Here is a 26,117-nt window from a genome sequence, read left to right on the forward strand (position 1 = left end):
CTCACGCCTCGCGCGACGCGTCTCCCACGATGCGTTCGGACGACTGTTTGCGCGTGACGAGCCGCAATCCGCTCGCGATGCTTCCCGCGCCCGCGAACGCCGCGCCCAGCGACAACGCGAGCGCCGGGCCATGCTTTCCGGCGATGCTGAAACACAACGCGACGAGCGCCGCGCCCGTCGCCTGTCCGATCAGACGCGACGTCGCGATCATGCCGCTCGCGCCGCCGCTGCGTTCGCGCGGCGCGCTCGACATGAACGCCTTCAGATTCGGCGACTGAAAGAAACCGAAGCCCGCGCCGCAAATCGCCATGCGAATGCAGATCTCCAGCGCATGCGGCTCTGCGGGCAGCATCGCGAGCGAAACCATTCCCACGCATAGAATCGCCAGCCCGACGCCGCCGAGCAGACCGGGCGCGTGACGATCGGAAAGACGTCCGGCGATCGGCGCCATGAGCGCGACGAGCGCGGACCACGGCGTCATCAGAAATCCTGTTTCGACCTGACTGCGACCGAGCACGCTTTCGAAGAAGAACGGCAGCGACACGAACGCGAGCCCTTGCGCGGCGAACGAGCAGATGGCGGTCATCGTCGAAAGGGCGAACATCGGGCGGCGGAAGAGATCGACGGGCAGCATCGGCGCGGGATGGCCGCGTTCGCGTCGCAGCAGCAGGAAGCCCGCGACGAGCGCGACGCCGAAGGACGCGAGCACGGTGTGCGCCGGCGCGCGCTGGGCCGCTTCGCCGAGCGCGAAGATCAGCGACGCGAACGTGACGACGTTGAGCAGCGCCGCGAAACGATCGAAGCCGTGCGCTGCGCGCTTCGTCTGCGGCAGCGACGGCCACGCGATCATCAACGCGAACACGCCGACCGGCAAGTTGACCGCGAAGAGCCACGGCCAGGTGCCGAGCGAGAGGACGATCGACGCGACCGTCGGCCCGATCGCGAACGCGATCCCGACGACGAGCGCATTCAGCCCGACGCCGCGTCCGAGCCGGTGCGGCGGAAAAATCGCGCTGATGAGCGCCGCGTTGACGCTCATGATCGCGCTCGCGCCGAGGCCTTGCAGCAGGCGCGCGGCGACGAGCGTCGGCAGCGACCACGAAAACGCGCATACCGCCGACGCGATCAGAAACACGATCAGCCCGCCGAGATAGACGCGCCGATGCCCGAGAATGCCGCCGAGCGCGGCGAACGGGAGCAGCGTCGCGACCATCGCGAGCTGATAGGCGTTGATGATCCAGACGGAGGCCGCGGGCGTCGTGTGCAGATCGGCGGCGATCGCGGGCAGCGCGGTATTGGCGATGGCGGTGTCAAGCGTCGCCAGCGCGACCGAGAGCAGGATCGCGGCCATGCCGCGGCGCTCGAGCGGGGTCATCGGGGCGTCGGGGTCGTGAGGCAGGTCTTGCGAGCGTTCTTCGGTGGGCACGACGGGCATTCCGGATGTAAGCGGACGGAGAATAATCCGAAACGATACGGGAAGATTCGCGGTTTCGCTGGATGGGTGCCCGGGAGCTTTCAAAGCGATGTCAGCGGTTATGCTTTTACGGCTTTGGTTCATCGAAGGAGACTGATGATGACGATACGGATCGTGAGACTGGGAACGCCGCGCGCGGAGAACGAGGGATTGCGGATCGGCACGGTGCGGCGGCCGCCGCGCGGCGTGCCGAAGGCCGAGTTCGCGAAGCGCGATTTTTATGACGTGTGGTATCCGGTGCTAGCGCCGACGCCGGAACTGGTGACGCAGGCGCTTCATGCCGAGAACGACAAGGATTGGCGCGCGTTCGTGAAGAAGTTCAAAGCGGAGATGGCTGAGTCGGATGCGAGCAAGACGCTCGATTTGCTGGCGGCGTTGTCGCATACCGCGAACTTTTCGGTCGGGTGTTATTGCGAGGATGAGGCGCGGTGTCATCGCTCGGTGTTGCGGGAGTTGTTGCAGGCGCGCGGGGCGGAGGTGGTTTGAGAGTCCGATAACTCCAGAGCCGGAGTCTATAATTCGGCTTCAAGTGAGCGCCCGCGGCTGGGCGGGCGCGTCGGCAATCTGATTCGGATGTCTGAATTCAACCCGAACGGATGTCGCGATGGGGCAAGTAGTTAGTAGTGCATCCGAGTAAAAAGCTAAGATTGTTTCAGAAATGTCAACTCAACGTTATTCCGTTACTCCTCATCCGATCGAAACTTTGCTGACATGGGTGAAGTCCGGTGAAATCGCCATTCCAGAAATTCAGCGCCCATTCGTTTGGGAGGCAACTCGCGTTCGGAACCTGCTTGATTCGCTGTATCAGGGGTATCCGGTCGGCTATCTCATTGCGTGGAAGAATCCGAACGTAAAGCTCAAGGATGGTTCGACGTCGATGGGCAAGCGGATTTTGATCGACGGTCAGCAGCGCGTGACAGCGTTAATGGCTTCGTTGCTCGGTGTGGAGGTTCTCAACGACGACTACGAAACAGTTCAGATTCGTATCGCGTTCAATCCTCAAGAGGAGACGTTCGAAGTATCGAACCCGGCTATTCGCAAGAACAGTGCTTGGTTGCCGGACATAGCAGCAGTCTTCGACTCACAGACCAGCGTTTTCCAGTTGGTCAGCGACTACTGCATCGCCAACAACGGATGTACGCAAGACAGGATCTTTAACGTTCTCGAGAAACTGCGCGGCATTGTTCACAATCACGTGGGCGTCATCGAGCTGGCCGAGGATCTCGACATCGAAACCGTCACGGAGATCTTCATTCGTGTCAACTCGGCTGGAGCATCGCTGTCGCAAGCCGATTTCGCGATGTCGAAGATCGCGGTGAATGAGACGCATGGCGGAAACATGTTGCGCAAGGCGATCGACTATTTCTGCCATTTGGCCGTCGCGCCGGACTTCAAAGCAAAGATTGAAGCATCCGACAAGAGATTCGTTTCATCGGGCTTTTACGAAAAGATGAAATGGATCTGCAATGTCAACGATGACATTTACGATCCCACCTACACGGACATGTTGCGCGTTGCGTTCACGTCAGAATTCGGCCGCGGAAAGCTTCAGGATCTCGTTGCGCTTCTATCGGGCCGGAACTTCGAAACGAAGCAGTTCGAAGAGGCTATTGCGGAGCAATCCTTCGGTCAGTTGAAAAGCGGCGTGCTTTCGTTTATTAACGAGACGCACTTCAACCGATTCACGATGATTCTGCGCTCGGCCGGATTTGTCTCCAGGTCGCTCATCAGCAGCCAGAACGCAGTGAATTTCGCCTACGTTCTTTATCTCCGAGGGCGCAAGAATGGCATTCCTGCGGCGGAACTCGAGCGGATCGTTCGACGCTGGTACGCAATGTCTACGCTTCGGGGGCGCTATAGCGGATCACCCGAGTCTCAGTTCGACTTCGATATCCGACAAGTCGAATCGCAAGGCGTCAAGCAATACGTCGATGCGGTCATTGCGAACGAGTTGCCAGACAGTTTCTGGACTGGGATGCTGCCGCAGTTCATGACGACGTCTTCGATTAAGAGCCCATACTTTCTATGCTATATGGCTGCCCAAGCGAAGCTGGGTGATAAGGGATTCCTCTCCCGGGATATAACAGTGATGGATCTGTTACTCAATCAGGCGGACGTGCACCATCTCTATCCCAAGAAACATCTGGCCACTCAGCAATTCAAGGCGGCCATGTACAACCAGATCGCGAATTATGTCGTGGCGCAAAGCGAAATCAACATTGCGATTGGCGCGAAAGACCCCAAAGTCTACTTCGAGGAGCTGTTGATGCAATGTGCAGGTGGAGACAGGAAGTATGGTGCCATCGACAAGCGAGAGGATCTCATCGCAAATCTTGAAGCCAACTGCGTTCCGGTCTCCATGCTGTATGGAAATGTCGACGAATATGACGTCTTTCTGGAGGAGCGTCGAAAGTTGATGGCCCTCAAGATCAAGGCCTGGTTCGAAGTGCTTTGAGAATTGTCGACGCGTAGGTTGTCGGCGAGGTGTATGCGACAACTGACAAACAAAATCAACCCGGTTGGAGGTCGCTACGTTCGGCCGGGTTTGCGATGCACTGCGCGCGCGACGGTCGTTGCATGAGAAAGACGCCGTGCTGATCCGACGCGCACGAAAAGCAAAAGCCCGGTCAGCTTTCGCTAACCGGGCTTCGGAATTCTTTGGTGGGGCGTGAGTGACTCGAACACTCGACCTACGGATTAAGAGTCCGCTGCTCTACCAACTGAGCTAACGCCCCAACAGAAGCGAAATTATAGCGGGAGCTTTTGCAGAAGCGCAAGCCCTCGCAGCGAAAATTCTTAACTTTCTGACGAAACCGTCCCTGAAGGGCGTCTGCGAGCGCGCGACGCCCCGGTATCATGACGCATCTTCAGCCACCGCATCGCGAAAGAAGAACCATGGACGAAACCGCCATCCGCGCCTTGCTCGACGACATCCTCGCGCCGTGGGTCAAGGAACTGCGCCTCGCGCCCGAATCCATCGCCGAAAACGCCGTCACGCTGCGCTTGCCGTATTCGGATCATCTGCGTCACGCGGGCGGCGTCATCTGTGGGCAAGTTTTCATGGCCGCCGCCGACACCGCGATGGTCATCGCCGTCTCGCACATTCTCGGCGGGTTCCAGCCGATGACCACCGTCTCCCTCAACACCACATTCATGCGCCCGGTCAAAACCGGCGACGTGCTGATCACCGCGCACATCCAGCGCCGCGGCCGCAATCTCGTCTTCGGCGAAATCGAGATGCACGACGAACAAGGCGAACTCGCCGCGCACGCCACGACTACCTACGCGCTCATCAACAAGTGAACGACAAATAAATGTTCGACCAAGTCGTATTCGCCGGCGGCGGAAACCGCTGCTGGTGGCAAGCCGGCTTCTGGGACGTCATCCAGCCGGAACTGGATCTCAGGCCGCGCATCATCGCGGGCATATCGGCGGGCGCGGCCACGGCGTGCATGCTCTACACGAACCAGTCGCGCTGGGTGATGGACTACTACGCCCACGCCCTGCGCGACAACACGCGCAACGCCTACTGGGGCAACCTGCTGCGCGGCCGATCGGTGTTTCCGCACTACCGCATCTATCGCCAGGCGCTGCTCGACATCTTCGCGGACCGCTTCCACGAACTCGCGTCGGCGCCCGAGATCCGCATCGGCGTGTCGCATCTGCCGCGCTGGCTCGGCGCGCGCAGCGCGGTCGCGGCGGGCCTCATCGCGTACAACATCGAAAAATACGTGCGCAAGACGCTGCATCCGACGCTCGGCCAGGCGCTCGGCTTTCATCCGGAATTCGTGAAGGCGCAGGAATGCGCGACGATCGAAGATCTCGCCGATCTGATCCTGCAATCGTCGAGCACGCCGCCGTTCACGCCGATCCTCCGGCGCAACGGCCGCCCGGTTCTCGATGGCGGCATGGTCGACAACGTGCCCGTCTCCGCGCTCGATCCATCGCCGGGACTCGTCCTCGTGATGGTCACGCGCCTCTATCCGCGCGAGCGCATGTTCGTCGTGCCGCACGGCGAGCAGAAGCGCCTTTACATCCAGCCGTCGCGCAAAGTGCCGATTTCGAGCTGGGACTATACGAGTCCGGCGCAAATGCAACATGCTTATGATCTGGGCCGCGCGGACGGCGAAGACTTCCTGGAACGTCTTCCGCGCCTGATGGAAACCGCTTCGCATCTCGCTTGAGGAGCAGACCGTGGCGAAGAAACACACGTACGAACTGACCGTCGACTGGACCGGCAATCTCGGTTCCGGCACATCGGCTTACGACGCGTATTCGCGCGATCACCTCGTGCGCGTCGGCACGAAGACGGCGATCGAGGCGTCGAGCGATCCGGCGTTTCGCGGCGATCCCGCGCGTCACAATCCCGAAGAGTTGTTCGTGGCGTCGCTCTCGTCGTGCCACATGCTCTGGTATCTGCACTTGTGCGCGACGAACAAGATCGCGGTGACCGGTTATGTCGATGAAGCCATCGGCACGATGCAGGAGGAATCGAAGGGCGACGGACGTTTCGTCGATGTGCTGCTGCGTCCGAAGGTGACGATCGGCGCGGGCAGCGACGCCGGTCTCGCGGCGCGCCTGCACGAAGAGGCGCACCGCTTTTGCTTCATCGCGAACTCGGTGAATTTTCCGGTGCGCTGCGAGCCGTCGATCGAACTCTCGACGCTCTGATCTTCGCCGCGACGAAACTCAACGGCGGCGCGCGTGGTGAAGCGCTTCCTTGTTGAAAACGCTCGAGGTATCGCCCGCATCGAACGCGAGGATGTTCCTGAACGCCGCGCCGAAATACAGCTCGTAACTCTCGCGCTCCACATAGCCGATGTGCGGCGTGCAGATCACGTTCTCCAGACGCAGCAGGCCGTAGCCTTGCAGAATCGGCTCGCTTTCGAACACATCGACGGCGACCATGCCCGGCCGGTTGTGGTGCAGCGAGTTGAGCAGCGCGTTCTCTTCGAGCAGTTCGGCGCGGCTCGTGTTGACGAACAGCGCGGTCGGCTTCATACGCATCAGATCGTCCTGCTTGACGATGCCAGTCGTCTCGTCCGTCAGACGCAGATGCAGCGTGAGCACGTCGCTCTGTTCGAAAAGCGCCTCGCGGCTTTCGGCGACCGCGAATCCATCTTCGCGCGCGGCGCTTGCCGAATGCTCCCGTCCGTAGACGAGCACGTTCATGCCGAACGCTTTGCCGTAGCCCGCGACGAGCTTGCCGATCTTGCCGTAGCCCCAGATGCCGAGCGTCTGTCCGCGCAACACTTGGCCCAAGCCGAAATTCGGCGGCAGCGCCGATGTCTTCAACCCCGACTGCTGCCACGCGCCTTGCTTCAGGTTTGCGACGTACTGCGGAATGCGCCGCTGCGCCGACATGATGAGCGCCCACGTCAGTTCGGCGGGTGCGATCGGCGAACCTGTGCCTTCGAGCACTGCGATGCCGCGTTCCGTACACGCATCGATATCGATATGCCCGCCGCCCGCGCGTCCCGTCTGGCTGATCATGCGCAGTTTCGGACATTTGTCGAGCAGTTGCGAGCTGATGCGCGTGCGTTCGCGAATCAGCACGAGCGCGTCCACTTCCGAAAGTCTGCTGGCCAACTGTCCGAGACCACGCACCGTGTTATTGAAGACCTTCACCTCATGGTCATCGAGCAGATGGAAGCAATCGAGCTTCCGGACGGCATCCTGGTAGTCGTCGAGAATGGCGATTTTCATGGGCATTGGGTGGCTTTTGTTAGGCATCAAACGTGCTGCTTTTTAATCGAAGGCGAGAATGTAGCGCTAAGTTCGGGTAAATACCGATAAATTGCGCTCTATTCGTCGTTATTGCGCTGCATCAACGAGTTCATGCAATGCAGTGTTATGCTTGACTCCCATTTTTCAGGAGCCTCGTCAGGCCGCGCCAAAATAAAGAAATTCGGCACAAGTAGCGGAAAACACGATGATCCGCGAGGAGACAGGCCACTTAGTATCTCTTTTTAACAGTTTGTTCCTTTGCGACGCAAGCCGCGAAAAGGTACGGTTTGCTGCGTAAGGATTCATGCCCGTGACGCCGCATTGGCTCGCGAACCGCATTTCGTGCGATGAAAGCGCGTAAAGCAGCGCTGCAAAATGCACGAAAGCGCCCGGCGGTTCGAGTCGCACACGCCTCTCGCATGCAGCGTCAGTGGGGCCATTGGTTTTCATTGCAGAAGAACGGAGACAGCTCGATGAACCAGCCCGCAGTAGTCGAAGACAACCATAAAAACGCCGTCGAAATCGAAGCGCCGGCCTATGTCCGGCACCGAAGACTCATCGAATGGGTCCAGCAAATCGCGGCCCTGACCAAGCCGGATCGCATCGAATGGTGCGACGGGTCGCAGGAAGAATACGATCGGCTCTGCCAGCAGATGGTCGAAGCCGGCACGATGAAGAAGCTCAATCCCGAGAAGCGCCCGAATTCCTTCCTCGCCTGCTCGGATCCCTCGGACGTGGCGCGCGTCGAAGATCGCACGTTCATCTGCTCGCAGCGGCGCGAAGACGCCGGCCCCACGAATAACTGGATCGATCCGCAGGAAATGCGCGTCACGCTCGACGGCCTGTTCGACGGGTCCATGCGCGGCCGCACGATGTATGTCGTGCCGTTCTCGATGGGCCCGCTCGGCTCGCCGATCGCGCATATCGGCGTGGAATTGTCGGACAGCCCGTATGTCGTGACGAACATGCGCATCATGACGCGCATGGGACGCGCCGTGTACGACGTGTTGGGCGAGAACGGCGAGTTCGTGCCGTGCGTGCATTCCGTCGGTGCGCCGCTCGCCGATGGGCGCAAGGACGTGCCTTGGCCGTGCAACGACACGAAGTACATCGTCCATTTTCCCGAAAAGCGCGAAATCTGGAGTTTCGGCTCGGGATACGGCGGCAACGCGCTGCTCGGCAAGAAATGCTTCGCGCTGCGCATCGCCTCGACGATGGGCCGCGACGAAGGCTGGCTCGCCGAGCACATGCTGATTCTCGGCGTGACCTCGCCGCAGGGGCGCAAGTATCACGTCGCGGCGGCGTTTCCGTCGGCGTGCGGCAAGACCAACTTCGCGATGCTGATTCCGCCGAGCGACCTGAACGGCTGGAAGGTCACGACCATCGGCGACGACATCGCGTGGATCAAGCCGGGCCGCGACGGGCGTCTCTACGCAATCAATCCGGAAGCGGGCTATTTCGGCGTCGCGCCCGGCACGAGCGAAAAGACCAACTTCAACGCGATGGCCACGTTGAAGGAAAACGTGATCTTCACGAACGTCGCGCTGACCGACGACGGCGATGTCTGGTGGGAAGGCATGACCGACACGCCGCCCGCGCATCTGATCGACTGGCAGGGCCGCGACTGGACGCCGGCAATCGCGAAGGAAACCGGCGCGAAAGCCGCGCATCCGAACGCGCGCTTCACCGCGCCGGCGTCGCAATGTCCGTCGATCGATGCCGATTGGGAAAATCCGGCTGGCGTGCCGATCGATGCGTTCATCTTCGGCGGACGCCGCTCCAACACCGTGCCGCTCGTCACTGAAGCGCGCGACTGGAAGGAAGGCGTCTACATGGCCGCGACGATGGGCTCCGAAACCACCGCCGCCGCCGCGGGGCAACAAGGCGTCGTGCGCCGAGATCCGTTCGCGATGCTGCCGTTCTGCGGCTACAACATGGCCGATTATTTCGGCCACTGGCTGAAAATGGGCGAGCGCCTCGAAGCGACGAACGCGAAAGCGCCGAAGTTCTTCTGCGTCAACTGGTTCCGCAAGGGCGACGACGGCAAGTTCGTTTGGCCGGGCTTCGGCGAAAACATGCGCGTGCTGAACTGGATGATCGGCCGTATCGAAGGCACCGCGAAGGGCGAGGAGCACGCGTTCGGCATTTCGCCGCGCTACGAGGACATCGACTGGGGCGCGCTCGGCTTCTCGCGCGAGCAGTTCGAGCAGGTCATCTCCGTCAGCGATGCCGCCTGGCGCGACGAACTCGCGCTCCACGACGAGCTTTTTTCGAAGCTCAAGCACGGTTTGCCGGAAGCTCTGCCGGACGCCAAGGCCGGTATGGAGAAGCGCCTCGCCGCATAAGCGTCGCATCCGGCGCGCTCGCGCGCCGTATTTATATCGAAAACTGAATCAATCCCTTTTTATCGGGCCCGCAGCGACGGGCCCGATTTGCTCCTCGCGTACACCGCCGAAATTGACGCGGCAAGTGCTTTCAAAATTCCATCAATCGGATTGCACTGATCTTGGTGTTGTGCGAATCGCAACAATCGGTGATCTTTCATCCGCGTAACGCGCCTAACATCCAGATTTTTTTCGATTTTTTTATGCTTCCGGGCAACTTCTGCACAAAAACGCCGGTCCTAGGATAATCCTGAATTGCTTTGCAGCAGAATTCGAGCCGTCTAGCGGCAGGAGTTGTCTTATGGATCATTTGCAGTCGATGAGAGTATTCGTCCGCGTCGCGGATCTCGGGAGTTTCGCCCGTGCCGCAAGCGCGATGGACATCTCCAATGCGGTGGCTACGCGGCACGTCGCGGACCTGGAAGGACGCCTCGGCACGCGCTTGCTCAACCGCACGACGCGCAGCCTCTCGCTCACCGAGTCCGGCCAGGTTTATCTGGAGCGGGCGCGGCAAATTCTCGACGAACTGGAAGACGTCGAACAAATGGTGGTGGCGCGCAATCACGAACCGCTCGGTTCGCTCAGGATCGTCGCGCCCGTCGTGTTCGGTCTGCATAATCTCGCGCCCGTGTTACAGACGTATGCGCAGCGTTATCCGAAAGTCGTGCCGGACGTGACGCTGGTGGATCGTCAGGTCGATTTGGTCGAGGAAGGCTTCGATGTCGGCATCGTGATCGCGCGGCAGGTAAAAAGCGCAAGCGTCGTCACCCGGCGTCTGACGACGGGCTGCATGACTGTCTGTGCGACGCCCGCGTATCTCGAAACGCACGGCACGCCGACGCGCCCCGAGCATCTGCTCGAGCATCCGTGCCTGAGCTTGCCGTCGGAATACTGGGGCGACGAGCGCGTGTTCACCGGTCCGGAAGGCGAAGTGCGTGTGCGGCCGCAGAACGTGATCATCGCGAACAACACGGAGATGCTGCGGCAGTTCGCGCTGCTCGGCATGGGCATCGCGATTTTGCCGAGCTATTTGATCGGCAACGACACGACGCGCGGCCAGCTCGTGCGTCTGCTCGGCGACTATCAATTGCCGCAGGTCGAGATCAACGTCGCGTATCCGAGCCGCCGTCATTTGCCGGCGAAGGTGCGGACGTTCATCGATCACCTCGTCGAGCATTTCAGCCAGACGCCGAATCATCAACTCGGCGAGCAGTGGATTCGCGATGGCCGCGGCAGGCCGGTGGCGCATTCGCACTACGAGCACGCCGACGAACCGGCGACGCCCGCGCCGCGCGCGCGCCCGATCGACGGCGAACTCGCGCCGAAGCTATCGAAACCGTCGCGTACGCGAGGGCGTGTGCCGGCGGCATCGCCTTTCTGAAAGGCTCGCGCCAGGCGCAAATAAAAAACCCCCGCGACGTTTCTCGCGGGGGTTTTTCTTTCTGACGGACTCCGAGAACGATCAGCTCGTCTTCTTCGCCGGAGCTTTCTTCGCTGCCGCCTTCTTCGCGGGCGCTTTCTTGGCTGCAGTCTTCGCGGACGTGGTCTTGGCGGCGACTGCGACATCGCTGTCGCCGTTGTCGTCGCCGCTGTCGGCTTGAGCTTCCGCTGTCGCGCCGCGCTTCGCCGCCGTCTTCGCGCCCGGTTTGGCCTCTTTCTTCTCGAATTCGAAGCCGATCTTGCCATCCGGCTGCTTCACGAGGAATGCCTTGAAGTTGCGTCCGGTGCGCGACGACTTGAAGTTCGTCAGCAGATCGGTGCGGCCCGCGCCCAGCAGCTTTTCCATCTGTTCGCGGGTGATTTCCTGCTGAAGGATCACCTTGCCGGAGCGGAAGTCGCAAGTCTTCGGATTCGACACCGAGTTTTCGCACACATAGCTCATGCCGTGTTCGAACACGCGCGACTGGCATTTCGGACATGCGCCGACCGGCGTCTGCTCGGAGAAATCGGGCGGTTCGCCGTCTTCGCCGCCGGAATCCTGACCGAAGTCGAATTCGAGCTTGTAGTTCTTGACTTCGTCGTCCAACGCGAGCTTGAGGATCGCCGAGAACGGACGGCCCATCTTGCTGCGAAAGCCCGACAGCGGCCCGATGGTCTTCTCGCGCAGCAATTCCTCGACTTCAGGAATCTCGAACTGACGTCCGCCCGGAATCTTCGAAATCGAAAACTCGCACTTCGTGCACGCGAACCGGCGATAGTTCTCCTTCACCTGCGCGCCGCAATTCGGACACGGCGTTTCGAGCGTCGCGTAATCGCCGGGGATCGTGTCGGAGTCGTACTCTTTCGCGCGTTTGACGATGGTTTGCGTCATGCGCGCGATTTCCTGCATGAACGCATCGCGATGCAGGTTGCCGCGCTCCATCTGCGAAAGCTTGTGCTCCCACTGGCCCGTCAATTCGGGCGCGGTGAGCTCCTCGACGCCGAGACCGCGCAGCAAGGTCATCAACTGGAATGCCTTGGCCGTCGGGATCAGCTCGCGGCCTTCGCGCACCATGTACTTCTCGCCGAGCAGACCTTCGATGATCGCCGCGCGCGTCGCCGGCGTGCCGAGACCTTTCGCGGCCATCGCGTCGCGCAGTTCCTCGTCTTCGACGAGCTTGCCCGCGCCTTCCATTGCCGAAAGCAGCGACGCCTCGTTGTAGCGCGCGGGCGGCTTGGTCACGAGACCGTGCGCCTCGACCTTTTCGACATCGACCTTTTCGTCCTTCTGCACCGGCACGAGATTGCCTTCCTCGCCCGCGGCTTCGCGGCCGTAGACCTGCAGCCAGCCGGGCTCAACCAGCACCTTGCCTTCCGTCTTGAAGTGATGCCCGGAAACTTCGGTGATGCGCGTCGTCACGAGATATTCGGCCGCCGGGAAAAACACCGACAGGAAGCGCTTGACGACGAGGTCATACAGCTTCTGCTCGGGCTCGGACAGCGCTTTGGGCGCCTGCAGCGTCGGGATGATGGCGAAGTGGTCGCTGATCTTCGAATTGTCGAAGATGCGCTTGTTCGGCTTCACCCAGCCCTTGTCGAGCACCTGCTTCGCGAACGGCAGATAGTTGTTGCTCTCCTTGAGCATGGTCATCGTGTCTTTGACCGTGTTCAGGTAGTCCTCGGGCAGCGCGCGCGCGTCGGTACGCGGATAGGTGAGAACCTTGTGCTTTTCGTACAGCGCTTGCGCGAGGCCGAGCGTGTTCTTCGCCGAAAAGCCGAAGCGGCTGTTGGCTTCGCGCTGCAAGCTGGTGAGATCGAACAGCAGCGGCGACATTTGCGTCGACGGCTTCGATTCCTCGGTCACGGTGCCGGTCTTGCCGCGGCAGGCCGCGACGATGGATTCCGCCGCCGGCAGGCTCCACAGGCGCGAATCGCGCTGCTCCGGATCGTTTTCGACGCGCTTGAACTTCGGATCGAACCAGCGGCCTTCGTACAGGCCCTTCGCGGCGATGAACTCGGCGCGCACTTCCCAGTAATCGCGCGGCACGAATCGCCGAATCTTCTCTTCGCGTTCGACGACGATCGACAACGTTGGCGTCTGAACGCGGCCGACGGTCGTCAGGAAGAAGCCGCCGCCCTTGCTGTTGAACGCGGTCATCGCGCGCGTGCCGTTGATGCCGACGAGCCAGTCCGCTTCCGAGCGGCAGCGTGCGGCGTCGGCGAGCGGCTGCATGTCGGCATCGCTGCGCAGGTTCGCGAAGCCTTCGCGGATCGCGGCGGGCGTCATCGACTGCAGCCACAGGCGCTGGACCGGCTGCTTCGCCTTCGCATGCTGCGCGATCAGACGGAAAATCAGCTCGCCCTCGCGCCCCGCGTCGCATGCGTTGATGAGGCGGTCGATATCTTTTCGCTTCATCAGCTTCGTCAGCACCTTGAGGCGCGACTCGCTTTTCGCGATGGGATTCAGGTCGAAATGCGGCGGAATGACCGGCAGATTGGCGAAGCTCCATTTGCCGCGCTTGACGTCGTACTCCTCGGGCGCCGCGATCTCGAGCAGATGGCCGACCGCGGACGAGAGCACGTAGTCGTCGCTCTCGTAGTACTCGTCATGCTTGGTGAAGCCGCCCAGCGCACGCGCGATGTCGTTCGCGACGGAAGGCTTCTCAGCGATGATCAGGGCTTTGGACATGACTCAAAAGGGTTGGTAACTGGCAGCGGCCCGGTTTGGACTGCTTTAACGACCGCTTTATAGCACACGCTTTGCGCGGCGGGCGCCGAACCGCGAATCCGGGCGTTTCGATATCCGGGCCGCGAAGCGCGTTGCGACAGACGCGAAAGGTGCGTTTCGCGGGCGTCGCAATCAGGCCGTAGCAAGCGCCGGGCGCAGTTTCGGCGCACCGACCATGCCCGGCAGCGCGGTCAGATCGGTGAGCATCCGTTCGACGATGGAAGCCTGCGGCAGAACCGTGCCGAAGAATCGCGTCGTGACCGAGTCCTCGATCAGGATGGTAGGAAAATTTTCCACGTCGAGATCGTCGAAACGGTCGGCGTGATTCTCGATGTCGATCCACGCGAAGCAGACGTCCGGATGCGCGTCCGCCAGCTTGTCGAACCCTTCGCGATACTCGCGGCACGTTCCGCACCACTCCGCGCACAGGCAGGCGACGAACAGCGTGCCGGGCACGGCGATGCGTTCCGCGATGAGATCGGCGTCGGTATCGAGATTCAGCGCGGACATGACGGGTGCGAGATCCTTATTGGTATCGGCTGCGGGGACGGCTCATTTTTCCGCGAATGTAGCACGACGAGGAATCACGAGCGCTGGACCGCCGCGTAGCGACCGCCCGCGAGCGCGGCCACCTGGCCCGACAATTCGAGCTGCAGCAGCGCGCCTTGCAACGCCGCCCCGTCCAGATCGGTGCGCGTCGCGAGGATTTCAAGCGTCGCGGGCGCATGGCCGAGCGCGCCGAGCACGCGCGCGGCATCGGCGTTCATCGGCGTGTCGTGCAACGCCGCCGATGCCCACGATGCGCTCACCGGCCGCAGCCTCCCGCGCTTTGCCGCCGACCCCGCCGCGCTTGCCTGCGCCGACGAGAAACCGAACTCTTCGAGCACTTCTTCCGGCGTTTCGACGAGCTTCGCGCCCTCCTTTATCAGCCGATGACAACCCTGCGAAAGCGGCGCGTGGACGGAGCCAGGCATCGCAAAAACATCGCGCCCCATTTCGTTGGCGAGCCGCGCGGTGATGAGCGAGCCGGAGCGCATCGCGGCTTCGACGATCAGCACGCCGCCCGACAATCCCGCGATCAGCCGGTTGCGCTGTGGGAAGTTGGCGGAGCGCGCGGGCGTGCCGAGCGGCCATTCGGAGAGCATCGCGCCGTCGCGGGCGATTTCGTGCGCGAGCGTGTGATGCGCGGCGGGATACACGAGATCGGCGCCCGTGCCGATGACCGACACCGTGCCGGTCGCGCCCTCCAGCGCTCCGCGATGCGCGGACGCATCGATGCCGAGCGCGAGCCCCGACACGACCGCAAGTCCCGCATCCGACAGCACGCGGGCGAAGCGGCGCGCGTCCTCCAGACCTTGCGGCGTCGCATGCCGGCTGCCGACGATGGCCACCGCGCGCGCCTGCAGCAGATCGAGCCGGCCCTTCGCATAGAGCAACGGCGGCGGATCGGGCATCGTCAGCAGCGCTTGCGGATAGGCGGCGTCGGCGAGCGTCAGGACGTGGTTGCCCGGTTCGGATGCCCACGCCGAAGCCGCTTCAATATAGTGGTCGAACGAAACGCCTTCGATGTCCGCGGGTGGCGCGAGCACGGCTTCGGCTGTGCGGGCGTCGGTGGTTTCCGCGAGCGTCGCAAAACTCTCCGACAAAACCTCGCGCGGACCGCCGAAAGTACCGAGCAACGTGCGCAGCGCGAGCGGGCGCAGCTCTTTGGCGTGCGCGAGCCGCAGCCAGGCGCGCAGTTCGTCGGCATCGAGTGTGGAGGCGGCTTCCTCGGTCGGCAGGTCGGCGGTCGTCATGTTAAGATTTTTGATCCGGAATAGATAAAGAAAGGTCGCTCAGGCACGTTTGAAAGCCCGCAGCGACGCCCATCGGCCGCTTGCCGGCGGCGTTGAATCCACTGGATTCACCCGCATATCTTCGGCATGCCGCCCCATTACCCGCAACCTGGCCGAATGGCCGATTTACACGCGTCGCGGCGCGCGTAGACAATCCGAATCATGGCTCTGCTCAAGATACTCAACTACCCGGACAAGCGTCTGAACAAGGTGGCGAAACCTGTCGCCGTGGTCGACGACCGCATCCGCAAGCTCGTCGCCGACATGGCCGAGACGATGTACGCCGCGCCCGGCGTCGGCCTTGCCGCGACGCAGGTGGATGTGCACGAGCGCGTGATCGTGATCGACGTCTCGGACGCGCACGACCAGCTGATGGTCTTCATCAACCCTGAGCTCGTCTGGACGAGCGAGCAGAAGAAGGAATGGGAAGAGGGCTGTCTTTCGGTGCCGGGCATTTACGACTTCGTCGAGCGCCCTGACAAGGTGCGCGTGAAGGCGCTGAACGAGAAGGGCGAAACCTTCGAGCTCGATTGCGACGGCTTGCTCGCGGTGTGCATCCAGCACGAGATGGATCATCTGGCTGGCCACGTTTTCGTGGAATATCTGTCGACGCTTAAGCAGACGCGCATTCGCGGCAAGATGAAAAAGCTGGAAAAGGCGCTGTAACCGATGACTCAATCGCTGCGCGTGGTTTTCGCCGGTACGCCGGAATTCGCTGCCGCCGCGCTCGCGGCCATTCACGCAGCCGGTTTTTGCGTGCCGCTGGTTTTGACGCAGCCCGACCGGCCCGCCGGACGCGGCATGAAGCTGACCGCGAGCGCGGTCAAGCGCTTCGCCGTCGAGCATGGTCTGAAGGTCGCGCAGCCAACGTCGCTGCGTCGCGCGGGCAAGTATCCGCAGGAAGCGGCGGAAGCCATCGATTTGCTGAAGGCCACGCCGCACGACGTGATGGTCGTTGCCGCATACGGGCTGATCCTGCCGCAGGAGGTGCTCGATATTCTGCCGCGCGGCGCGATCAACATTCACGCTTCGCTGTTGCCGCGCTGGCGTGGCGCGGCGCCGATCCATCGCGCGATCGAAGCGGGCGACGCAGAAACCGGCATCACGCTGATGCAGATGGACGCCGGCCTCGACACCGGCGCGATGATCCGTGAGGCGCGCACGCCGATTCTCGCCGACGACACGACCGCCACGCTGCACGACCGGCTCGCGCAGATGGGCGCGGATTTGATCGTCGCCGCGCTGCGCGATCTCGAACGCGATGGCGCATTGCCGTCCACGCCGCAGCCGGACGAAGGCACGACCTACGCGGAAAAGATCGCGAAGAACGAAGCTGCGCTCGACTGGCGTCGTCCGGCGGAAGAGCTCGAGCGCCAAATTCGCGCGTTCGATCCGTTTCCCGGCGCGTTCGGCACGCTCGACGGTGCGCCGATCAAGATCTGGGCGGCGCAACCGGTCGACGGTGCGGGCGAACCGGGCGCCATCGCCGATGTTTCCCCGGACGGTATCGTCGTTATGTGCGGCAGCGGCGCGCTGAAACTCACGCAACTTCAGAAACCGGGCGGCAAGCGCTTGCCCGCGCGGGAATTTCTCGCGGGCGCGCCGCTCGCGAAGGGCCAGCGTTTCACGCTGCAGTGAAGGACGGCAGGACAGACGCAGCGCTAAAATAAATCGTTGTCAACGCGCGCCTGTCTGTCTGGAGTTTTTCGATGCTCGGCATTACCGGTTTCACCTTCTTTCTCGTCGCCGTCTTTCTTCTAAACGCCACGCCCGGCCCCGATACGGCTTACATCGTCGGACGCAGCGTCGCTCAAGGACGCGGCGCGGGCATCGTTTCGGCGCTCGGGATTTCCGCTGGCTGCATCGTCCATACGCTCGCGTGCGCCTTCGGGTTGACGGCGATTCTCGCTGCATCGGCGACGGCGTTCACGGTCATCAAGATTGCCGGCGCGATTTATCTGATTTATCTCGGCGTGCGCCTCATTTTCGCGAAGCACGACGACACCGAAACCGCGCGCGAGACGCAAAACGAAAAAGCCACGCCGAAATCGCTCGGCCAGCTTTTCGCGCAAGGCTTCGTCACGAACGTGCTGAATCCGAAGGTCGTGTTGTTCTTCGTGTCGTTCTTTCCGCAGTTCGTCGCCGCCGACAGCCAGCACAAGACGCTCGCGTTTCTCGCGCTCGGGGTCGTGTTCATCGCGATGAGCACGGTCTGGAACAGCTTCGTCGCGTGGATCGCGGGCAGCGTCACCGAGCGCTTCGCGGGCAAATCGAGCGTGAAGAAGTGGCTGGATCGCGGGGTCGGCAGCGCGTTCGTCGGACTCGGTATCAAACTCGCGACGACGCATCGATAAATCGCGCAATCTCGATTGAATTATTGCCGGCTGCCACTATCTAACATTTTGCTTACAATTGCCGTCCCGGTCATGTTGGCCGGGGCAACCGCGCACTTCGCGCACTGCATACAGGGAGAGGAGCTCCGGACATGTTCAACTGGGTCAAAACCGCGATGCTGATGGCTGCGATCACGGCCCTCTTTGTCGTGATCGGCGGAATGATCGGCGGATCGAAGGGCATGATGCTCGCGCTGATCGTCGCGCTCGGCATGAATTTCTTTTCGTACTGGTTCTCGGACAAGATGGTCTTGCGCATGTACAACGCGCAGGAAGTCGACGAAACCACCGCGCCGCAGTTTTATCGCATGGTGCGCGAGCTCGCGACGCGCGCTCAATTGCCGATGCCGCGCGTCTATCTGATCAACGAAGACGCGCCGAACGCGTTCGCCACGGGCCGTAATCCCGAGCACGCGGCGGTCGCGGCGACCACGGGCATTTTGCGCGTGCTGTCCGAGCGTGAAATGCGCGGCGTGATGGCGCACGAACTGGCGCACGTGAAGCACCGCGACATCCTCATCTCGACCATCTCCGCGACGATGGCCGGCGCGATCTCGGCGCTCGCGAACTTTGCGATGTTCTTCGGCGGTCGCGACGACGAAGGTCGTCCGGCGAATCCCATCGCGAGCATTCTGGTGGCGATTCTCGCCCCGATCGCGGGTGCGCTGATCCAGATGGCGATTTCCCGCGCGCGCGAATTCGAAGCCGATCGCGGCGGCGCGGAAATTTCGGGCGATCCGCAAGCGCTCGCGAGTGCGCTCGAGAAGATTCACGCATACGCGACCGGCGTGCCGTTCCCGACCGCCGAGCAGCATCCGGCGACTGCGCAGATGATGATCATGAATCCGCTGTCGGGCGGCGGCATCGCGAATCTGTTCTCGACGCACCCGGCGACCGAAGAGCGCGTCGCCCGCCTGATGGAAATGGCGCGCACCGGCCGCTTCTAAAACCTGCAACGTCGTAAAGCAAGGCCGTTCCGGTTACGCCGGAGCGGCCTTTTTCCTGTTCGGCCGCCGCCGTCCGGGCGCGCAATTCCCGCACGTTACAATTCCCCGTTCGCGCGAACTCTGCGCGTCGCCGTTGACCGTCCCCGTTTCGCCATGACCGACAAGCCTTCCCGCCGGCCCGCCGCCGCGCATTTCCGTCTGAGCGCGTTGCGTCTCGCGCCCGATTCGCTCGCGTTAGCGCTCGACAGCGCGGCGCAGGCCGTCGGCGCGGTGCGCGCGGGCTCGGCGCTGCCGGCGGCGTTGCAGACGGTCGTCGCGTCGGCGAAGCACGCGAGCGCGCGCGGGGCGGTGCAGGACATCGCGTATCGGACCATGCGCCGTCTCGCGCTCGCCGATGCGCTGCTGCACAGGCTCGTGAAGAAGGCGCCGCCGCCGCATGTGGCGAACGTGCTCGTCTGCGCGTTCGCGCTGCTGACCGACGACGAAGCGCATGCCGCTTACTCGCCCTTCACCGTGGTCGATCAGGCGGTGAGCGCGATCGCCGCGCGCCGCGAATTCGCGTTTGCGAAGGGCCTGGTGAACGCGGTGCTGCGCAATTTTCTGCGTGAGCGCGACATGCTGATCGACGAAGCGCGCACAAGCGAAGTCGCGCGCTGGAATTATCCGCAATGGTGGATCGACGCGGTGAAGCGCGGCCAGCCGGATGCCTGGGAGCGCATCCTCGAAGCGGGCAACGCGCAAGGTCCGCTCACGCTTCGCGTGAACGCGCGGCACGCGAGCGTCGACGACTATCTCGCGCGCCTCCGCGACGCGCGTATCGAAGCCGACGCCGCCGGCCTGCACGCGGTGCGCCTGAGAACGCCGATGCCCGTCGATCGCATTCCCGGGTTCGACGAAGGCGTCGTGTCGGTGCAGGACGCCGGCGCGCAGCTCGCCGCGCAACTGCTCGGCGTGAAGGACGGCATGCGCGTGCTCGATGCCTGCGCCGCGCCGGGCGGCAAGACGGGCCACATTCTCGAACTCGCGAACGTCGATCTGATCGCGCTCGAAAGCGACGCCGAGCGTTCTGGCCGCATCGGACAAAACTTGCAGCGTCTGAAACTCGACGCGCAAATCAAGATCGGCGACGCGGGCGATCCCGCGCAATGGTTCGACGGCGCGCCCTTCGACCGCATTCTCGCGGACGTGCCGTGCTCGGCGTCGGGCATCGTGCGGCGTCATCCGGATATTCGCTGGCTGCGGCGCGCATCGGATATCGATGCGCTCGTCGCCGAGCAAAGGCGCATCGTGAGCGCGCTGTGGCCGCTCGTCGCGAAGGGCGGCGAGTTGCTCTACGTGACGTGCTCCATCTTTCCCGAGGAGGGCGAAGAGCAGGCCCGCTGGTTTGGAACCGCACATGAAGATGCGGTACGATTGGACGCGCCGGGCCAATCGTTGCCGACAGCGGCGCGCGCAAGCGCGGTCGCGGCGCAAGGTTCACCGGACAGTACAAATCTCGCGAACCCGCATCGGGACGCGGAGACTCTCGCGGACCACGACGGATTCTTCTACGCGCGCTTTCAGAAACGGTGACGATCAAACGCTTTTTTCCGCTTCGGCTCGCGGCCGTCATCTGGACTGCGCTGACGCTCTGGCTGACGTTCGCCGCGGCCGATTCCGCGTTCGCCGAGACGATCGCCGTGCAGCGCGCGTCGCTGCAAGCGGACAATGCCGGCTGGAGCTTGGACGCGCATTTCGACTTCGACCTGAACAACAGCCTCGAAGATGCCGTGAACCGCAGCGTGCCGCTCTATTTCACGATCGACTTCAACCTGTCGAGACCGCGCTGGTACTGGTTCGATGAAGAGCCGGTCAACGTGTCGCAGAGCATCCGTCTGTCATTTCAACCGCTCACGAACGAATATCGCGTGTCGACGGGCGGCCTGCAGTTGCGCTTCGCATCGTTGAACGAAGCGCTCGCGGTCATCAAGCATGTGACTTCGTGGCATGTCATCGACCGTAATCAGGTGCATGGCGGCGAAACCTATACCGCATCGGTGCGTATGCAGCTCGACATCGCATTGATGCCCAAGCCGTTCCAGATCGACGCGGTGAACAATCGCGACTGGAACCTTTCCTCGGACTGGAAGCGTTTTACTTTTACGGCGGCAGAACGTGCGAAATAGATTTCGACGCGGCCGCACGGACATGAAGAGTTTCGTCGTCCGCTTGCTGGTCTCCACGGTGGCGCTCACGGCAGTCCTGCTGCTCGTGATGCTCGCGCTCGCGAGCGCGAACACCGAGTTCTTCGACCGCTACTACGGCTGGCTCTACGCGGCGAATGTCGCGGTGGCGATGGTCTTCATGCTGATCGTCATCAGCCTGTTCATCATCATCGTGTCGAGGGTGAGGCAAGGGCGCTTCGGCACGCGCCTGCTCGCCAAGCTCGCGTTCATCTTCGCGCTCGTCGGCGTGGTGCCGGGCGCGATCATCTATGTGGTTTCGTATCAGTTCGTGTCGCGCAGCATCGAGTCGTGGTTCGACGTGAATGTCGAAACCGCGCTCACCTCCGGTCTGACGCTCGGGCGCGGCATGCTCCAGACATCGCTCGCCGATTTCAAGAACCGCGGCCGGCAGATGAGCGATCAGCTCGCGAGCGCCGATCCATCGAGTCTCACGCTATCGCTTTTGCGGCTGCGCGATCAGTACGGCGTGCAGGACGCCGTCGTGTTCGAGCGGCCGCGCGATCAGTACAACCGCGAGGATCTCGCGGCGAACAACAGTTCGCAACGCGTGCCCGGATTGCGCACGGTCGCGCAGGCATCGGGCAATTACTACGCGCTCCTGCCGGCCAATGAGCCGACCGGCACGATGCTGCGGGAGGCGCAGGATCATCCGTACGGCGCGATCGAAGGCGAGATCGACGGCGATCCGAAATCGAACGGGCCGAAGGGCGCATTGCGATTGCGCGTGCTCACGAAGATTCCCGATCCGACGACGACCACCGAATTTCAGCACGTCGACCGTTTCCTGCAGATCGAGCAGCCCGTGAGCCAGGAGCTCGCGCGCAACGCCGACGCCGTGCAGCGCGCGTATCGCGAATATCAGGAGAAGCGGCTCGGGCGCACCGGCTTGCGCAAGATGTATATCGGCACGCTGACGCTCGCGCTTTTTCTCGCGACCTTCATCGCGATGATGCTCGCGCTCGCGCTCGGCAATCAGCTCGCGCGGCCGTTGTTCCTGCTGGCGCAGGGCACGAAGGAAGTGGCCGAAGGCGACTACACGCCCAAACGCGAGATCAATTCACGCGACGAACTCGGCTTTCTCACGCAGTCCTTCAACGCGATGACGCGCCAGCTTTCCGAGGCGCGCGCGGCGGTCGAGAACAATCGCATCGCACTGGAGCATTCGAAGGCGTATCTGGAGAGCATTCTCGCGAACCTCACCGCGGGCGTGTTCGTGTTCGACCGGCAGTTCCGTCTCTCCACCGCGAATCGCGGCGCGGAGCGCATCTTCCGCCAACCGTTCGCCGCGTTGCTCAATCAGCCGCTCGATCAGATCGAGGTGCTCGCCGAGTTCGGCGCGATGGTCAAAAAGGCGTTCGCCGAGCGCGACGCGGCGGCGGTCGGCAGCGATCATCCTGTCGGCGATCGCGGTCACTGGCAGCAGCAGGTCGCGGTGACGGTGCCGGGCGAGAGCGATCCGCTCACGTTGCTCGTGCGCGGCACGCAGTTGTTGAGCGTGACCGAGAGCGACACCGACGACGCGGAAACCACGGGCTACGTCGTCGTGTTCGATGACATATCGGACGTCATCTCCGCGCAGCGTTCCGTCGCGTGGGGCGAAGTCGCGCGGCGTCTCGCGCACGAGATCAAGAATCCGCTCACGCCTATTCAGCTTTCAGCCGAACGTCTGCAGATGAAGCTCGCCGACAAGCTCGCGCCGCCGGATGCGGACGTGCTGAAGCGCGCATCGACGACCATCGTCAATCAGGTGCAGGCGATGAAGCAGATGGTCGACGACTTCCGCGAATACGCGCGCACGCCGCCCGCGGTGCTCGGCAATCTGCAACTGAACGATCTCGTCGCGGAAGTGCTGACGTTGTACGGCATCGAGGACGGCAAGACGCCGATCAAAGTCGATCTCGCGAAGCTGCCGGTGATACGCGGCGATGCGACGCAGATCCGCCAGGTCATCCACAACTTGTTGCAGAACGCGCAGGATGCGGTGGCCGAAGTCGCGGAGCCGCGCGTGCTGCTCGAAACGAGGACAGTAGAATATGGCGAGCCCGATGCATCGGGTCATGCGCGCGTCGCGGTTCGCCTGACTGTGTCGGACAACGGCTCGGGCTTTCCGGCGCGTATTCTTTCGCGTGCTTTCGAGCCTTACGTGACGACGAAAGCGAAAGGCACGGGCCTGGGACTTGCGACCGTGAAGAAGATCGTCGACGAGCACGGCGCGCGCATCGACATACGCAACCGCTCGAAGAGCGCGGATGTGATCGAAGGCGCGCAGATATCGATTCTGTTTCTACAACTCGCGGACGATACCGCGGCGCCCGGCGCGACGCCTGGCTCCGGTGCGCCGGCGAATCATGGAACGACAAAAGCAACAGTGCAGACAAGGGCAGCGTAAATGGCAACCATCCTGGTGGTAGACGATGAAATGGGGATCCGGGAACTGCTCTCCGAGATCCTGAGCGACGAAGGCCATGTTGTGGAAGTGGCGGAAAACGCGCAGCACGCGCGCGACTACCGTCTACAGCAAACGCCCGATCTCGTTTTGCTCGACATCTGGATGCCCGATACCGACGGCGTAACGCTCCTCAAGGAATGGGCCGCGCAGGGCAAGCTCACGATGCCGGTCATCATGATGTCGGGGCATGCGACTATCGACACGGCCGTCGAGGCGACGAAGATCGGCGCGCTCAACTTCCTCGAAAAGCCGATCGCGCTGCAGAAACTGCTGAAGGCCGTCGAGCAGGGACTCGCGCACGGCACTGCGGCGGCGCCCGCGGCGACGGCGGCGAAGCCTCCGTCGAGCGTGAACGCATCGGGCGTGCCGGTCGCGGCTGCGCTGCCGACGGCATCGGCGCTGAATGCATCGAACGATGCGGCGGCGAGCGGCGCGGCGCAGAATCAGTCCGGGCAGACGGCGTCGATCTCGTTCGATATTCCGTTGCGCGACGCCCGCGATGCGTTCGAACGCGCGTACTTCGAATATCACCTTGCGCGCGAGAACGGCAGCATGACGCGCGTCGCCGAAAAGACGGGGCTGGAGCGCACGCACCTGTATCGCAAGTTGAAGCAGCTCGGCGTCGATCTTGGGAAGAACAAGAACGAGGTGTGAGCGCGGCCCCGGACATTTTCAGAAAAATGCGCAAAGGGGCTTGAGGCGCGGGATAGTCTCTGCTATAGTTTCACCTCTTCGTTGGCCCGGTAGCTCAGTTGGTAGAGCAGCGGATTGAAAATCCGCGTGTCGATGGTTCGATTCCGTCCCAGGCCACCAGAATGCAAGAAGCCCGAGAGTGTTATCGCTCTCGGGCTTTTTCATTTTTCGCATGTGAAAAACGCGCAGTCCGTGTAAGCCGACTGCGCGTTCTTTTTTCAGCGATCCGGCGCTTACTTCGGATTGGCCGCGACGAAATTCTTGAACGCGGTGTAAGACGCCTTCTGCGTTTTGCCGTCGTTCTTCAGCAGGCCGTACGCGCCTTCGCCGCCAGCCGGATCGTCATACAACTGGTACGTCTGAATCGCCTGGATGTTGTACTTCGACGCCAGCGCGACGAACTGCGCCATCATCTTGTTGCCGACGAGATACGACGCGATCTGCTGATCCGAGCCATACCACGGACGCACGCCGTATTCGTTGAGCCAGATCGGCTTGCCGAACTGCTGCAGTGTTCCGAGTACGTCATGGCAACCCGTGCCGCCGCACGCGTTGGTGATGTCGCCCATATCCGAATACCAGTGCCACGCGGTGATGTCCCAGTTCACGACCGGGTGCCCCGTCGTGCCGTCCGGCTGCGTGCCGGCCGCGAGCATCTGATCCACGGCGTAATGCATCCACGTACCGCCGCCCATGATGATCTTGCCGTTCGTATCGACCGACTTCACGCCGGCGATCATGCCGCGAATGACGCCGCGCGCGATCTGAAATTTCGCGTTGTCGAACTGCTGCGGATAGACGCCGTCGACGTTGTTGTAAATCGTCATCGCGTCGAGTTCGTTCGACACTTCGTAGTACGGGTACTTGTAGGCGGTGGCCGTCCAGACGCCCAACTGATAGCCGGCGTTATACGCGTCGGTCTCGGTGTTGAAGTCGATGCTCATCAGCATGACGGGATACACGGTCACGCCGCCCGCTGCCATCGTCTTCGCGATGCCTGCCAGCTTGTTCGCCGATGACTGGTTGTACACCTCGTTCCGATACAGCTTCACGCCGAGATCCTGCAACTGCGAGAGCTGCACTGCCGGGCTGGAGATGTCGTACGCGCCGCCTTCGTTGTTGTGACCGTTGGCGCCGTAGAAGATCGTGCTCGTGGTTGTCGCGGCCGCCGCCTTGCGGCTCGCCGCGGCTGTGGTCGATGCGGTGTCGAGCGCGTCGTTGCCGCCGCCTCCGCACGCTGCCAGCACCACGCTGGTTGCCACGGCAGCGGTGATAAGGCTCGCCTTGGGTGCCCGTAATGCGTCAATGACGCGCAAGCTGGTCTGAATGTATTTTTTCATTGTATGTACTACTGATGGAGATGTTGTGTATCGGTGAAGTAGGTACGTCTTCAGGAGCGCCGCGAGCCAAAGGGCGGATCGGAAACGGACCTGCGGTCCCGCTTAACCCTGCGGGAGGGTTTCAAGCCGAGTAATTTCGAAGTGCGAATTAACGGCGGCCGTCAGTCGACGGGGCTTTGGTGGCGCGCCAGTGTCCTGCAACGAAAGGAAAAAAATACCTGAAACTGTAACGAGGCCGCGCCATTTTGTTACATGTATAACGGCGCGCGTGTTGGCGGGTTTAGAGAATTCGTCGGAATTGCCGACTTATTTCTTCCGATGATGGCACGAATTACCGCTTCCCCGCGCGCCAGCGCGCCGAGCTCGGCGAACAACCGCCCTCCGTGTTAAAATTCGCGCCGAATTAAGGACTTGCCTCGTCCTCGGACCCCGCAAGTCCTTTTCTTTTCGGCGCTCCGAATTGCTCGTGCGACGCGCCGGAACATTCGTCCGGCGCTGGTCAT

General features: G+C 62.3%; 21 protein-coding genes and 2 tRNA genes. 16 read left to right on the forward strand and 7 right to left on the reverse strand.

The genetic code is table 11. The annotated features are described in order from the left end of the window. Position 1 precedes the first annotated feature (1 nt). On the reverse strand, positions 2-1,375 hold the full coding sequence (locus tag NCT05_RS01200; protein WP_034470744.1) for an MFS transporter: 1,374 nt from the start codon (positions 1,373-1,375) through the stop codon (positions 2-4). 198 nt (positions 1,376-1,573) lie between these two features. Between NCT05_RS01200 and NCT05_RS01205 the strand changes: the two genes are divergently transcribed. Both NCT05_RS01205 and NCT05_RS01210 read left to right on the forward strand, forming a co-directional pair. Further along, positions 1,574-1,960 (forward strand): DUF488 domain-containing protein, encoded by a 387-nt coding sequence (locus NCT05_RS01205; protein WP_034470746.1) that lies wholly within the window; start codon positions 1,574-1,576, stop codon positions 1,958-1,960. Positions 1,961-2,132: 172 nt separating this feature from the next. Next, positions 2,133-3,929: a GmrSD restriction endonuclease domain-containing protein gene (locus tag NCT05_RS01210; protein ID WP_250501619.1), complete on the forward strand. Its 1,797-nt coding sequence runs from the start codon at positions 2,133-2,135 to the stop codon at positions 3,927-3,929. A 204-nt stretch (positions 3,930-4,133) separates the two neighbouring features. Here the strand turns inward: NCT05_RS01210 and NCT05_RS01215 are convergent. After that, positions 4,134-4,209, reverse strand: a tRNA-Lys gene (locus NCT05_RS01215). 160 nt (positions 4,210-4,369) lie between these two features. Here NCT05_RS01215 and NCT05_RS01220 point away from each other — a divergent pair. The 3 genes from NCT05_RS01220 to NCT05_RS01230 are packed head-to-tail and all read left to right on the forward strand — an operon-like array spanning position 4,370 to position 6,145. Then, positions 4,370-4,777 (forward strand): PaaI family thioesterase, encoded by a 408-nt coding sequence (locus NCT05_RS01220; protein ID WP_250438783.1) that lies wholly within the window; start codon positions 4,370-4,372, stop codon positions 4,775-4,777. Positions 4,778-4,788: 11 nt separating this feature from the next. Continuing rightward, positions 4,789-5,658 (forward strand): patatin-like phospholipase family protein, encoded by an 870-nt coding sequence (locus tag NCT05_RS01225; RefSeq protein WP_250501620.1) that lies wholly within the window; start codon positions 4,789-4,791, stop codon positions 5,656-5,658. Between the two features lie 10 nt (positions 5,659-5,668). Continuing rightward, entirely contained in the window at positions 5,669-6,145 is a 477-nt protein-coding gene (locus tag NCT05_RS01230; RefSeq protein WP_250501621.1) for an OsmC family protein, read from the forward strand. A gap of 18 nt (positions 6,146-6,163) precedes the next feature. Here the strand turns inward: NCT05_RS01230 and NCT05_RS01235 are convergent, their stop codons facing one another. Next, positions 6,164-7,180 carry a D-2-hydroxyacid dehydrogenase family protein gene (locus tag NCT05_RS01235; RefSeq protein ID WP_008352199.1) on the reverse strand — a complete coding sequence of 339 codons (1,017 nt, stop codon included), beginning with the start codon at positions 7,178-7,180 and terminating at the stop codon, positions 6,164-6,166. 494 nt (positions 7,181-7,674) lie between these two features. Between NCT05_RS01235 and NCT05_RS01240 the strand changes: the two genes are divergently transcribed. Continuing rightward, positions 7,675-9,546 (forward strand): phosphoenolpyruvate carboxykinase (GTP), encoded by a 1,872-nt coding sequence (locus tag NCT05_RS01240; RefSeq protein WP_250480190.1) that lies wholly within the window; start codon positions 7,675-7,677, stop codon positions 9,544-9,546. A gap of 340 nt (positions 9,547-9,886) precedes the next feature. After that, positions 9,887-10,966, forward strand: coding sequence for a transcriptional regulator GvmR (locus tag NCT05_RS01245; RefSeq protein ID WP_008352196.1), 1,080 nt, complete (start codon positions 9,887-9,889; stop codon positions 10,964-10,966). Positions 10,967-11,047: 81 nt separating this feature from the next. Here NCT05_RS01245 and NCT05_RS01250 read toward each other — a convergent pair whose 3' ends face one another. From NCT05_RS01250 to dprA, 3 genes are all read right to left on the reverse strand, one after another. Next, entirely contained in the window at positions 11,048-13,693 is a 2,646-nt protein-coding gene (locus tag NCT05_RS01250; RefSeq protein WP_250501622.1) for a DNA topoisomerase III, read from the reverse strand. 171 nt (positions 13,694-13,864) lie between these two features. After that, positions 13,865-14,242, reverse strand: coding sequence for a thioredoxin family protein (locus NCT05_RS01255; protein ID WP_008352194.1), 378 nt, complete (start codon positions 14,240-14,242; stop codon positions 13,865-13,867). Between the two features lie 74 nt (positions 14,243-14,316). After that, positions 14,317-15,528 carry a DNA-processing protein DprA gene (dprA, locus tag NCT05_RS01260; RefSeq protein WP_250501623.1) on the reverse strand — a complete coding sequence of 404 codons (1,212 nt, stop codon included), beginning with the start codon at positions 15,526-15,528 and terminating at the stop codon, positions 14,317-14,319. Positions 15,529-15,729: 201 nt separating this feature from the next. On the opposite strand from dprA, the gene def reads away from it, so the two are divergent. From def to NCT05_RS01305, 9 genes are all read left to right on the forward strand, one after another. Continuing rightward, positions 15,730-16,233 (forward strand): peptide deformylase, encoded by a 504-nt coding sequence (gene def, locus NCT05_RS01265; protein ID WP_008352192.1) that lies wholly within the window; start codon positions 15,730-15,732, stop codon positions 16,231-16,233. A 3-nt stretch (positions 16,234-16,236) separates the two neighbouring features. Further along, entirely contained in the window at positions 16,237-17,205 is a 969-nt protein-coding gene (gene fmt, locus NCT05_RS01270; RefSeq protein WP_250501624.1) for a methionyl-tRNA formyltransferase, read from the forward strand. A gap of 71 nt (positions 17,206-17,276) precedes the next feature. After that, on the forward strand, positions 17,277-17,921 hold the full coding sequence (locus tag NCT05_RS01275; protein ID WP_250501625.1) for a LysE family translocator: 645 nt from the start codon (positions 17,277-17,279) through the stop codon (positions 17,919-17,921). A 131-nt stretch (positions 17,922-18,052) separates the two neighbouring features. Next, positions 18,053-18,907 (forward strand): zinc metalloprotease HtpX, encoded by an 855-nt coding sequence (gene htpX, locus NCT05_RS01280; protein WP_008352188.1) that lies wholly within the window; start codon positions 18,053-18,055, stop codon positions 18,905-18,907. Positions 18,908-19,060: 153 nt separating this feature from the next. Beyond that, positions 19,061-20,479 carry a 16S rRNA (cytosine(967)-C(5))-methyltransferase RsmB gene (rsmB, locus tag NCT05_RS01285; RefSeq protein WP_250501626.1) on the forward strand — a complete coding sequence of 473 codons (1,419 nt, stop codon included), beginning with the start codon at positions 19,061-19,063 and terminating at the stop codon, positions 20,477-20,479. Beyond that, positions 20,476-21,072, forward strand: coding sequence for a DUF4390 domain-containing protein (locus NCT05_RS01290; RefSeq protein ID WP_008352184.1), 597 nt, complete (start codon positions 20,476-20,478; stop codon positions 21,070-21,072). Before rsmB ends, NCT05_RS01290 begins: the two co-directional genes overlap by 4 nt. Positions 21,073-21,094: 22 nt before the next feature. Next, positions 21,095-23,521, forward strand: coding sequence for a sensor histidine kinase (locus tag NCT05_RS01295; protein WP_284502244.1), 2,427 nt, complete (start codon positions 21,095-21,097; stop codon positions 23,519-23,521). Then, positions 23,522-24,235, forward strand: coding sequence for a response regulator transcription factor EsaR (gene esaR, locus NCT05_RS01300; RefSeq protein WP_008352180.1), 714 nt, complete (start codon positions 23,522-23,524; stop codon positions 24,233-24,235). 83 nt (positions 24,236-24,318) lie between these two features. After that, a tRNA-Phe gene (locus tag NCT05_RS01305) sits at positions 24,319-24,394 on the forward strand. Positions 24,395-24,507: 113 nt separating this feature from the next. Here the strand turns inward: NCT05_RS01305 and NCT05_RS01310 are convergent. Beyond that, positions 24,508-25,536, reverse strand: a complete 1,029-nt coding sequence (locus tag NCT05_RS01310; protein ID WP_250435417.1) for a glycosyl hydrolase — start codon at positions 25,534-25,536, stop codon at positions 24,508-24,510. Positions 25,537-26,117: the final 581 nt, after the last annotated feature.

It is taken from the genome of Caballeronia sp. AZ7_KS35 (assembly GCF_023631045.1).
In the GTDB taxonomy this organism is placed as follows: domain Bacteria; phylum Pseudomonadota; class Gammaproteobacteria; order Burkholderiales; family Burkholderiaceae; genus Caballeronia; species Caballeronia zhejiangensis.